This window comes from Streptomyces sp. NPDC002125 (genome assembly GCF_053593715.1).
The window spans coordinates 132937-144899 of record NZ_JBSFDD010000022.1; the positions used below are offsets into that span (position 1 = coordinate 132937).

Below are 11963 nucleotides of genomic sequence, written 5' to 3' on the forward strand. Positions count from 1 at the left end.
CGGGGATCCGTTCTCCGCCAGGTCACTCTCCGCGCATCCAGTTCTCCATCACTCCCAGCAGGTGGTCGGAGTCCACCGGCTTGGTCACGTAGTCGGAGGCTCCGCAGTCGATCGCCTTCTCGCGGTCGCCCTTCATCGCCTTGGCCGTCAGCGCGACGATCGGCAGCCCGGCGAACTGCGGCATCCTGCGGATCGCCGTCGTCGTGGCGTAGCCGTCCATCTCCGGCATCATGATGTCCATCAGAACGATCGTCACATCGTCGTGCTGCTCCAGGACTTCGATGCCCTCACGGCCGTTCTCCGCGTACAGCACCGACAGACCGTGCTGCTCCAGCACGCTGGTGAGCGCGAAGACGTTGCGGATGTCGTCGTCGACGATCAGCACCTTCTCGCCGTGGAAGCGGAACGTCCGCCGGGGTTCCTGCTCCTCCTGCGGGCCCTGCACCCACTCCTCGGGCGCCGCACCCTCCTCGCCCGGCCTGCCGTTGGGCAGGGCCGGACGCTGCGACGCTCCGCCCAGGGCCTTGCGCCGGCGCCTGAACACCCCGGCGGAGTTGGCCGGATCGCCGAGGGGCGGCTCGTTTCCGTTGCGCTGGGCAGCCTCCAGGCGCAGTCCGCCCTCGGCCGACTGCGCATTGACCTCGATGGGGCCGGGCCCCATCTGCGGGTAGCCCTGCGGCGGCAGCTCGCTCGGGTGCAGCGGCAGGTAGAGGGTGAACGTCGAGCCGCGTCCCGGTTCGCTGGCCGCGTGGATCTCGCCGCCCAGCAGACGGGCGATCTCACGGCTGATAGAGAGGCCGAGGCCCGTGCCGCCGTACTTGCGGCTGGTCGTGCCGTCCGCCTGCTTGAACGCCTCGAAGATCACCAGCATCTTGCTGGACGCGATGCCGATGCCGGTGTCGGTGACCGAGAACGCGATGAGGTCGCCGTCGGCGTCGCGCAGCGAACCGGCCTCCAGCAGGTGTTCCCTGATGGAGTTCGGGACATCGGCGCCGGCCGGCCGGATCACCAGCTCCACGGCCCCGCTGTCGGTGAACTTCACCGCGTTGGAGAGGAGGTTGCGCAGGACCTGGAGCAGCCTCTGCTCGTCCGTGTGGAGCGTCGCGGGCAGCTCCGGGGAGACCCGTACGGAGAAGTCGAGCCCCTTCTCCGCGGTGAGCGGCCGGAACGTCGCCTCGACGTAGTCGACCAGCTGCACCAGGGCGATCCGGGTCGGACTGACGTCCATCTTGCCCGCCTCGACCTTGGAGAGGTCGAGGATGTCGTTGATCAGCTGGAGCAGGTCGGAACCCGCTCCGTGGATCGTCTCGGCGAACTCCACCTGCTTCGGGGAGAGATTGCCCTCGGCGTTGTCGGCGAGCAGCTTGGCGAGGATGAGCAGCGAGTTGAGCGGGGTGCGCAGCTCGTGCGACATGTTCGCCAGGAACTCGGACTTGTAGCGCATCGAGACGGCGAGCTGTTCGGCACGCTCCTCCAGGACCTGGCGCGCCTCCTCGATCTCGGTGTTCTTCACCTCGATGTCGCGGTTCTGCTGCGCGAGGAGCTCGGCCTTCTCCTCCAGCTCCGCGTTGGACGCCTGCAGCGCCTTCTGACGGTTCTCCAGCTCCTGGGAGCGGTCCCGCAGCTGCTCGGTGAGCTCCTGCGACTGCTCCAGGAGCTTCTCGGTCTTCGTGTTGACGCTGATGGTGTTGACGCTCGTGGCGATCATCTCGGCGAGCTGGTTGAGGAAGTCGCGCTGGATGTGCGTGAACGGCTGGAACGAGGCCAGCTCGATGACACCCAGCACCTGGCCCTCGAAGAGCACCGGCAGCACGATCACGTGCGCGGGCGGTGCCTCTCCCAGACCGGAGGAGATCTTCAGGTACCCCGGCGGCACGTTGTCCACCTGGATGGTCCGCTTCTCCTCGGCCGCCGTGCCGATGAGGGTCTCGCCGGGGCGGAACGAGGTCGGCATGGAGCCGGCCGAATAGCCGTAACTGCCGCGCATGCGCAGCTCGTACGAGCTCTCGTTGCCGCTGTCGGAGCCCACCTCGTCACCGTCGCCGGTGCTCATGGCCAGGAAGAACGCGCCGTGCTGGGCGGAGACGACCGGGGTCAGCTCGCTCATGATCAGTGAGGCGACGTCGTCCAGGTCGCGGCGGCCCTGCATCAGACCGGAGATCCGGGCGAGGTTGCCCTTGAGCCAGTCCTGCTCCTTGTTGGCCAGGGTGGTGTCGCGCAGATTGGCGATCATCGTGTTGATGTTGTCCTGCAGCACCTGAATCTCGCCGGCCGCGTCGACGTCGATCTTCAGGTTGAGATCGCCGCGGGTCACCGCGGTGGCGACGGCCGCGATGGCGCGCACCTGACGGGTCAGGTTCCCCGCCATCTCGTTCACCGACTCGGTGAGGTCACGCCAGGTTCCGTCGACGTCACGCACCCGGGCCTGCCCGCCGAGCTGTCCCTCCGTGCCCACCTCCCGGGCGACCCGGGTCACCTGTTCGGCGAACGAGGAGAGCTGGTCGACCATCGTGTTGATGGTGTTCTTCAGCTCCAGGATCTCGCCCTGCGCGTCGATGTCGATCTTCTTGGTGAGGTCGCCCTTGGCGATGGCCGTGGTGACCGTGGCGATCTGGCGCACCTGACCGGTCAGGTTGGACGCCATCGAGTTCACGGACTCGGTGAGGTCCTTCCAGGTGCCGGAGACCCCCGGGACGCGTGCCTGGCCGCCCAGTTCGCCCTCGGTGCCCACCTCACGGGCGACGCGGGTGACCTCGTCGGCGAAGGAGGACAGGGTCGTCACCATCGTGTTGACCGTGTCGGCGAGTTCGGCGACCTCGCCGCGCGCCTCGACCGTCACCTTCTTCGTCAGGTCACCGTTGGCGACCGCCGACGACACCCGGGAGATGTTGCGCACCTGGCTGGTCAGATTGTTGGCCATCAGGTTGACGTTGTCGCTGAGGTCCTTCCAGATGCCCGTCGCGCCGCGCACCCTGGCCTGACCGCCGAGGATGCCCTCGGTGCCCACCTCGCGGGCGACCCTCGTCACCTCGTCGGCGAAGTTGAGCAGCTGGTCGACCATCGTGTTGACCGTCGTCACCAGTTCGAGGATCTCGCCCTTGGCGTCCACGGTGATCTTCTTGGAGAGATCGCCCTTGGCGACGGCGGTGGTCACCTCGGCGATGTTGCGCACCTGGAGGGTGAGGTTGTTCGCCATGCCGTTGACGGACTGGGTGAGGTCCTTCCACGTACCGGAGACGCCCTGCACCTCCGCCTGCCCGCCGAGGATGCCCTCCGTGCCCACCTCGCGGGCCACCCGGGTCACCTGCTCCGCGAAGTTCGAGAGCTGGTCGACCATGGTGTTGAGGGTGTTCTTGAGCTCCAGGATCTCGCCCCGGGCGTCCACGTCGATCTTCTGCGACAGGTCGCCCCGCGCCACCGCCGTGGCGACCTGGGCGATGTTGCGGACCTGGGCGGTGAGGTTCCCCGCCATGCCGTTCACCGAGTCGGTCAGATCGCGCCACACGCCTGCCACGCCGGGCACCTGCGCCTGGCCGCCCAGACGGCCGTCGGTGCCCACCTCGCGGGCGACCCTGGTCACCTGGTCGGCGAAGGCGGAGAGCTGGTCGACCATGGTGTTGATGGTGTTCTTGAGCTCCAGGATCTCGCCCCGGGCGTCCACGTCGATCTTCTGCGACAGGTCGCCACGGGCCACTGCCGTCGTCACCTGGGCGATCTGCCGCACCTGGGAGGTGAGGTTGCCGGCCATGAAGTTGACGGAGTCGGTGAGCTCCTTCCACGTACCGGAGACACCGTCGACGCGCGCCTGTCCGCCGAGACGGCCCTCCGTGCCCACGTCCCGTGCCATCCGCGTCACCTGGTCGGCGAAGTTGGAGAGCTGCGCCACCATCGTGTTGACGGTGTTCTTCAGCTCCAGCATCTCGCCGGCCACGTCGACGGTGACCTTCTGCGACAGGTCGCCGTTGGCGACCGCGGTGGTCACCTGCGCGATGTCGCGCACCTGGCCCGTGAGGTTGCGGAAGGCGGTGTTCACCGAGTCGGTGAGGTCCTTCCAGGTGCCGGCCGCACCGGGCACCTCGGCCTGACCGCCGAGGCGTCCCTCGACGCCGACCTCCCGGGCGACCCGGGTGACCTCCGAACCGAAGGCCTGGAGCTGGTCCACCATCGTGTTGACGGTGTTCTTCAGCTCCAGCATCTCGCCGGCCACGTCGACGGTGACCTTCTGCGTCATGTCACCGCTGGCCACCGCCGTGGTCACCTGCGCGATGTCACGCACCTGCGTCGTGAGGTTCCGGAAGACCGTGTTCACCGAGTCGGTGAGGTCCTTCCAGGTGCCCGCGGCGCCCGGCACCTGGGCCTGGCCGCCGAGCAGGCCCTCTCCGCCGACCTCGCTGGCGACACGGGTGACCTCGTCCGCGAAGGTGCGCAGCGTCTCCGTCATCTGGTTGATCGTCTCGGCGAGCTGCGCGACCTCGCCGCGTGCGCTCACCGTCACCTTCTGGGACAGGTCACCGTTCGCGACGGCCGTCGTCACCTCGGCGATACCGCGCACCTGGGAGGTGAGGTTGCCGGCCATCGTGTTGACGGAGTCCGTGAGGTCCTTCCAGACCCCGGCCACCCCCGGCACCGTCGCCTGGCCGCCCAGCTCGCCCTCGGTGCCCACCTCACGGGCGACGCGCGTCACCTCGGAGGAGAACGACGACAGCTGGTCCACCATCGTGTTGACGGTGTTCTTCAGCTGGGCCATCTCACCGGCCACATGGACGGTGACCTTGCGTGACAGGTCTCCCTTGGCGACGGCGGTCGTCACGAGGGCGATGTCACGCACCTGTGCGGTCAGCCGGTACGCCATGGTGTTGACGGAGTCGGTGAGGTCCTTCCAGGACCCGGACATGCCGCGCACCTGGGCCTGGCCGCCGAGCTTGCCCTCGGTGCCCACCTCGACCGCCACCCGCGTCACCTGCTCGGTGAAAGCGGAGAGCTGGTCGACCAGGTTGTTGACCGTCCGTGCGACCTTCAGGAACTCGCCGCGCAGCGGCCGTACGGTCTCGTCCGGCGCGTGGGTCCGCAGCTCCATCCGCTGTTCGAGGTCACCGTCGGCGACCGCGGAGAGTACCCGTCCGACTTCGGACACGGGTCGCGCCAGATCGTCGACGAGCTCGTTGGAGGCGTCGATCGCGGCAGCCCAGGAGCCCTCGCAGGCACCGGTCTCCAGGCGCTCGGTGAGCTTTCCTTCGCGTCCGACCACCCGCCGCACCCTGGCGAGCTCGCCCGTGAGGTGGAGATTGCGATCGGCGACCTCGTTGAAGACCGCCGCGATCTCCGTGAGCACGCCGTCACCGGAGACGGTCAGCCGCCTGCGGAAATTGCCGTCACGCATCGCAACGAGAGCGGCCAGCAGTCTGTTCAGAGCTGCCGCGTCCACGTCGATGGTGCCATTGCGCTGCTTTTTCACGGACTGCCCGCCTTTTGTGCGCGTTCCTGAACCCCGCGCCGCCACGCCAGACTCCACCGTGTCCCTCCCGCAGGGGTTGACCGTATCGCTCGGGCCGTTGTCGGAAGCTTGCCCATCTTCCACTCTGGCTCACCGCCACAGAACACCGTCGACGGGTGACTATGCGGTCGTCAAATCGTTGAAACGTACCAGGCCGGAACGGGGGGACGGGGAAGGTCTCATGGTCGTCCCATTTCCCTCACCGCGGGCCCCATGTTTGTGCGCCCGGCGCACGCCCCCGGGTGGCATGCGTACCCAAGTCCGCCCTCGTGTACCCGGGACACCTGGCGAGCGTCTAGCCTGGCAGGCGAATCGAAGCGGCGAGAAACGGGCACAGGACTCGGGGAAGCGACGAGACACCATATGGGGAGTGCTGTGATCACCGCGCGGGCGGCTGCCACCTTCGATCCGGTAGGACGCTCGGTCGCGACCGCCCGCGCTTTCGTCCGGGACACCCTCCAGGGGTGGGGGTACACCGATGTCGTCGACGACGCCGTCGTTCTGACCAGTGAACTCGTGACCAACGCGGTCGTGCACGCGGGCACGGCCGCCGATGTGCTCTGTCTGCGCACCGAGGACGGGGTGCGCGTCGAGGTCTCCGACCACTACCCGGAGCGGGAGGTCCCGCTCCAGAGCTCCGGTCTCGACTTCGGCAGCCCGGACCGGGAGGGCGGCCGCGGGCTGCTGCTCTGTGCCGCCCTGGCCACCCGCTGGGGCGTCGAGTACACGCCCACGCACAAGCACGTGTGGTTCCAGCTCGATCTTCCCGAGCGCCCCGTGGGCATCCGCTCCGCGAGCCCGGTCCTGCCCACCGCGCTGCTGCCGGTGGCGGAGCAGCGGGTACGGGTGGCGGTCGTCCAGATCGCCGGCTCCGGCTCCATCGCCGCGTGGAACGACGACGCGTCCTTCCTCTTCGGTTACGCGGCGGAGCAGGTCGACGGCAAGCAGTTCACCGACTTCGTGGCCTGGCCGCACACCCCGGGCACCAGCACCGGCATCGCCGACGCGCTGCAACTCTCCCGCTGGGAGGGCAGCTACGGCATCCGCGGCGCCGACGGCCGTGTGATCCCGGTGTACGCCTCACATCTCAGGGTCCGCGACGCCGACGGCGAGCCCTCGACGGTCTGCCTCCTCGTACGCGACTACGAACGCGCCGTGCTCCAGACGCCGGTCCGGGCTCCCGTCACCGACACCGCGGCGGAGAACCGCAGTACGGATCCCTTCGAGATCTTCATCGGCTCCCCCGCGCCCGACGACCTGGACGGGCTCCTCCAGCGCACGGTCGAGCGGGCCCGCGACATGCTGGACGCCGACTCCGCGTTCCTGCTGCTGGCCACCGACGACGAGACGGAGCTGGAGGTCCGGGCGACGACCGGCCTCCCCTCGGCCCGCCAGCGCTTCGCACGGGTCCCTGTCGAGGCGGGCACGGGCCGCTACGGCTCCGCCCGCATGCCGGCCGTCCACGAGGACCTCACCGTCGTCCCCGGCGCCGTGCCGCTGCTCAGTGACACCGGGATGCGTTCGGTCGTGACGGTCCCGCTCAAGGTCGAGGGCCGCCTCACCGGCTCCCTCGGGGTCGCGGCCGAAGCGGCCGGGAGGTACTCCAACGAGGAGGCCCTGCGCCTGCAGTTCGCCGCGGACCGCATCGCGCTGGCCGTCGAGTCGGCGAGACTCGGCGAGCTGGAGCGTCTGAGGCGCGGCTCGCTGTCCTTCCTCGTCGAGGCGTCCGACCTGCTGGCCGGCACGCTGGACAGGGACCAGACGCTGGCGCTGATGGCGCAGATGACCGTCCCCACGCTGGCCACCTGGTGCGCCGTCTACACGATCGCCGACCAGTCGTCGGAGCCGTATCTCTCCTACGTCCTCCACGAGGACGAGGAGCGCATCGACGGCCTCAAGGCCCTGCTCTCCTCCATCGACCCGCCGGACCCCGTCCCGGCCCCGGGCGCCCGCCTCTGGACCGCGCCCACGGAAGCCGGTCATCGGGCCGCCCTGCGCACCTCCAAGCGCACCCTGGGCAGGGACGCACCCCTGAGCATGGGGGCGGCCACCCGCACCACGCTGGCCACCGCGGCCGCTGTCGGAGGCGAGACCGTCGTCCTGCCCCTGGTGGCGAGAAACCGTGTGATCGGCATGCTCACGCTCGGCAAGCCGTCCGACGAACACTTCCGCCAGGAAATCCTGGAGCTGGCCGAGGACCTGTCCCGACGGGCCGCTCTGGCCCTCGACAACGCCCGTCTGTACTCGGAGCGCATGGCCATCAGCCAGTCCCTCCAGCGCAGCCTGCTGCCGCCGGGACTGCCCGATGTGCCCAACGTCGAGATCGAGGTCATCTACCGGGCGGCGGGTGAGGGCAACGAGGTCGGCGGCGACTTCTACGACGTGTTCCCCATCCGCGACGGCGCCTACGGCTTCGCCATCGGCGACGTCTGCGGTACGGGCCCGGAGGCGGCGGCCGTCACCGGCCTCGCCCGGCATGCCCTGCGCCTGCTGGCCCGCGAGGGTTTCGGCGGCCCGGCGGTCCTGGAACGGCTCAACGCCGCCATCCTGGACGAGGGCGCCCGCAGCCGCTTCCTCACCCTGCTCTACGGGGAGTTGTGGCCACAGGAGGACGGCAGTGCCCTCCTGAAGGTGGTATGCGCCGGCCATCCGCTCCCCCTGCGTCTGCGCCAGGACGGCTCGGTGGAGCCGGCGGCCGAACCGCAGCCGCTGCTCGGCGTCATCGAGGACCTGGAGCTCTACGAGCAGGAGGTCACCCTGGAGCCCGGTGACGTCCTCCTGTGCGTGACCGACGGCGTCACGGAACGACGGGAGGGTTCCCGCATGCTGGGCGACGACGGCCTGGCCGAGGTCCTCGCCATGTGCACGGGCCTGACCGCCGGTGCGGTGGCAGGCCGCATCCTGCGGGCCGTGGAGCGTTTCGCCGCGGAGCCCGCGTCCGACGACATGGCGATCCTGGCCATGCGCGTCCCGGAGCCGCACACCTTCTAGCCGCCCCACGCCGCAGGCGAGTTCCCGTCGAACCCCGCCTGCGGCTCACTGCCCGTCCGGGCCCATCAGGGAGGCCGGCTCCGGCCTGGCAGCATGCCTCCATGGCCATTCCCTCGCCCGACGGCGACTATGCGATCACCACGATGTACTCCGTGCCCGACGACTCCTGGTACCTGGAGCTGGATCTCGTCGCCGACGGCCGAACCCTGGTCACAGCGATCGTCCCCGACGAGGATCCGGCGCGAGAGCCGACGGTCTGCTTCGACACCCTAGGACGGCACCTGGACATCCCGTACACGGTGATCCGCTGGTTCATGGACCAGGTCGAGGCGGAGATCCGCACGTCACGCGCGTGGATGCGACTGCGACCGGAACTCGTGGAGATCGTCCAGGGCTTGCGTCAGGAGTTCCTGGGAGTCATCAGTAACGACGAGTTCCGCGAGGTTCTGCCGGACATACGCACCAGGGTCACCGAAGCAGACCTCCCTGCGGTCCTCGCGGCCTCCTTCGGACGGAGACCTGACGGCACCACCACGGACGAGGTGGAAGCACTCATGCCCGCTGCGACAACGGCCACGCAGCCGACTGCACCTGGTGCTGGGTGCGCGTAGAGCTCGTAACACGATCACTATCTGGGCTTATTGAGGCATGTCCACGCACACGCGGGTTTTGGCGGTGCGCGCCCCGAAGGCGCGATGTCCTTCGGGGCGCGCGGCAGGGGTTCGGGTTCAGGCGTTGTAGCCGCCGTGGGCGTCCAGCACTGCGCCCGTGACGTACGACGCGGCGGGGCTCGCCAGGAAGGCGATCGCCGCGGCGATTTCTTCGGGGTGCCCCATGCGTTGCAGGGACAGCGAGCTGACCAGGGTCTTGAGGGTCTCGGGGTCCGGCGGTTGCATGCCGCCCTCCATCAGTCCGGCCTCCACGACGTTGGCCGTGATGTTCCGGGGCCCGAGGTCGCGTGCGACGCCCATGGTGTACCTCTCGATCCCGGACTTGGTCGCCGAGTAGTCGGCAAGGCCGGGGGCGCCGACCCGGGAGCCCAGGCCGGAACTCACTGTGATGATGCGGCCGCCCGCGCGCAGCACTCGGGAGGCGGCCCGGATGACGGCGATCACGCCGAGGTAGTTGGTGGCGTGCATCCGGTCCAGTGCGGCGGTATCGGCATCCGGGTCGTCCACCGTGCCAGCCACGGAGATCGCCGCGTTGTTGACGAGGATGTCCAGGCCGCCGAAGTGCGCGACCACGTCGTCGATCAGCGCCGGCGCCCGGCTCGTGTCTGCCTGGTCGGCCTGGAAGGCGACGGCCTTGGCTCCCTTGCCGTGCACCTCGTCGACGACGGCTCGCGCCTGCTTCTCGGAGCTGACGTAGGTGAAGGCGACGTCGGCGCCCTGCTCGGCTAGCAGTCGTACGGTCGCGGCTCCCAGTCCGCGCGACCCCCCGGTGACCAGGGCGACTTTGCCCGTGAGTGGCTTGCTCATTCTTCTCACCTCGTTGATTGACCCTTCCCCAGCGGTCGCAACGTTAATTGTTACGACAGGCTGTTGCAACCTTCACTGTTACGACTGAGCTGTCGTAACATGAAGCGTTGCGGCCGGGAGGAGGGGTTCGTGAGCGCCAACAGCAGGTTGACCATCGCTGCCCACGCGCTGGCCTGGATCGGTCTCTACCAGCGCCAGGGCCATGAGGTCGCCACCTCCGAGCAGATTGCGACCAGCGCGAACACCAACCCCGTGGTGATCCGGCGGCTGCTCGGCGAGCTGCGCCGGGCCGGGCTCGTGGAGTCCCGGCGGGGCGTGGGCGCAGGCTGGTCGCTGGCGCGCGAGCTGGAGTCGATGACCCTGCTCGATGTGTACGAAGCAGTGGAACCCGGCCCGCTGTTCGCAATGCACCGCACCACCCCGGACCAGGAATGCGTGGTGGGTCACGGCATCCAGCCGGCGATGCAGAGCATCTACGAGGGCATCGAGGAGACCCTGAGACACGACCTGGCCCGCGTCACGCTCGCGAACGTACTCCGGGACGTACTCGCGGCACCTCGCTAGCCTCCCCGTTACGCCCTGACATCGCCGAGCCCCCCCTCCATGCCCAGGCCGGCGAACAGCCTGGCAACCAGTCACGCCGAAGACCGTTGCGGTATCAGACCGTGTTCTACGAGCTCGTAACTTGATCTGGTTGTAGTGCCGCCCGTGACCGATGTGACGATTCCGCCGTTCGGAAGGATGTGAGCACCCGGCCATGGATCGTGGACGACGACTTGTGGGCGCTGATTGAGCTGCTGCTGCCGCCCTGGCCAAAGAAGTCGCCGGGCCCGCGGCCGGTACCGGACCGGCTGTGTCTGCAGGGCATCCTGTACGTCCTCTACAACGATATAGCGGCAACTCCTGCCGCTGGGGCTGGGATTCGGCTCGGGACAGACCTGCTGGCGGCGCCTGGGCCGCTGGCAGCAGGCCGGGGTCTTCGACCAACTGCACCGCATCCTGCTCGCCGAGCTGAACGCTGCCGGCGAACTCGACTGGTCCCGCGCGTGCGTGGACGGCTCCCACATCCGCGCGAAAAAGGGGGCGCCGACACCGGTCCGTCGCCGGTCGACCGCCGCAAGGCGGGCAGCAAACACCACTTGATCTGCGACGGACGCGGCACTCCGCTCAAGGTCATCACCACCGCGGCCAACGTCAACGACGTCACCCAGACCCTCACCCTGGTCGATGGCATCCCGCCCGCCGCAGGTCGCCCGGGCCGACCCCGCCGACGCCCCCAGGCCGTGCTCGGCGACAAGGGCTACGACTCCGACCCCAACCGCCGCGAACTGCGAAAACGCCGGATCCTGCCGGTCATCTCCCGCAGGGGCGCCCCGAACATCGAGGGCCTGGGCAAGCTCCGCTAAGTCGTCGAGCAGACCTCCCCCTGCTCCACCACTTCAAACGCATCGCCGTCCGCTGGGAACGCCGCACCGAACTCCACGACGCCTTTGTCTCCCTCGCCTGCGGCCTCATCTGCTGGAGACGCCTCAAGAAGACCCGAACATGATCGTGTTACGAGCTCGTAGGAGCGCGGGTCCTGCACCGGGTACGGAAAAGGCCCCCGCCATTGGCGGGGGCCTTTCTCTTCCGAGCCCCAATGCGGAATCGAACCGCAGACCTTCTCCTTACCATGGAGACGCTCTACCGACTGAGCTATTGGGGCCTGCTGCCTTGCGGCAACGAGGTAAAGCATACCCCGAACTTCGGGGTGCTCATAACCAAAGGTTCGAGCTTCTTTCCAGGTGGCGCGGATGTGGCACCTGGGGTTCCGGAGCGCACCCTGATGCCCATGCGACCGGCCGTCCTGAGACGGGCCGGGCCCGCAGACGTAGGCGCCGGCCCGGGGCCACGACAGGGCCTGGAAACGCAGAAAAGCCCCGTGCCACAAGGGCACGGGGCTTTCCCGGAATAATTGTTCGGCGGCGTCCTACTCTCCCACAGGGTCCCCCCTGCAGTAC

The 11963-nt window shown here is 68.7% G+C and carries 5 protein-coding genes, 1 tRNA gene and 1 pseudogene; 4 read left to right on the forward strand and 3 right to left on the reverse strand.

Translation table 11 applies throughout. The features are described 5' to 3' along the window. Nucleotides 1–22: 22 nt before the first annotated feature. A complete protein-coding gene (locus ACWCQM_RS30130) occupies nucleotides 23–5455 on the reverse strand; it encodes a HAMP domain-containing protein (RefSeq protein ID WP_450918243.1) in 5433 nt (1810 codons plus the stop codon). Nucleotides 5456–5869: 414 nt separating this feature from the next. Between ACWCQM_RS30130 and ACWCQM_RS30135 the strand changes: the two genes are divergently transcribed. Together ACWCQM_RS30135 and ACWCQM_RS30140 are read left to right on the forward strand one after the other, a co-directional pair. After that, a complete protein-coding gene (locus ACWCQM_RS30135) occupies nucleotides 5870–8485 on the forward strand; it encodes a SpoIIE family protein phosphatase (RefSeq protein WP_450918244.1) in 2616 nt (871 codons plus the stop codon). Between the two features lie 101 nt (nucleotides 8486–8586). Then, the gene (locus ACWCQM_RS30140; RefSeq protein ID WP_450918245.1) at nucleotides 8587–9096 is read left to right on the forward strand and encodes a hypothetical protein; all 510 of its coding nucleotides are present in this window, start codon (nucleotides 8587–8589) and stop codon (nucleotides 9094–9096) included. 117 nt (nucleotides 9097–9213) lie between these two features. On the opposite strand, the gene ACWCQM_RS30145 is transcribed toward ACWCQM_RS30140, so the two are convergent. Further along, the gene (locus ACWCQM_RS30145; protein ID WP_450918246.1) at nucleotides 9214–9963 is read right to left on the reverse strand and encodes an SDR family NAD(P)-dependent oxidoreductase; all 750 of its coding nucleotides are present in this window, start codon (nucleotides 9961–9963) and stop codon (nucleotides 9214–9216) included. A 129-nt stretch (nucleotides 9964–10092) separates the two neighbouring features. Between ACWCQM_RS30145 and ACWCQM_RS30150 the strand changes: the two genes are divergently transcribed. Both ACWCQM_RS30150 and ACWCQM_RS30155 read left to right on the forward strand, forming a co-directional pair. Then, nucleotides 10093–10527: an Rrf2 family transcriptional regulator gene (locus ACWCQM_RS30150; protein WP_450918247.1), complete on the forward strand. Its 435-nt coding sequence runs from the start codon at nucleotides 10093–10095 to the stop codon at nucleotides 10525–10527. A 197-nt stretch (nucleotides 10528–10724) separates the two neighbouring features. After that, nucleotides 10725–11512: pseudogene (locus tag ACWCQM_RS30155) on the forward strand (IS5 family transposase). Between the two features lie 83 nt (nucleotides 11513–11595). Here ACWCQM_RS30155 and ACWCQM_RS30160 read toward each other — a convergent pair. Further along, nucleotides 11596–11668 (reverse strand) — tRNA-Thr (locus tag ACWCQM_RS30160). Nucleotides 11669–11963: the final 295 nt, after the last annotated feature.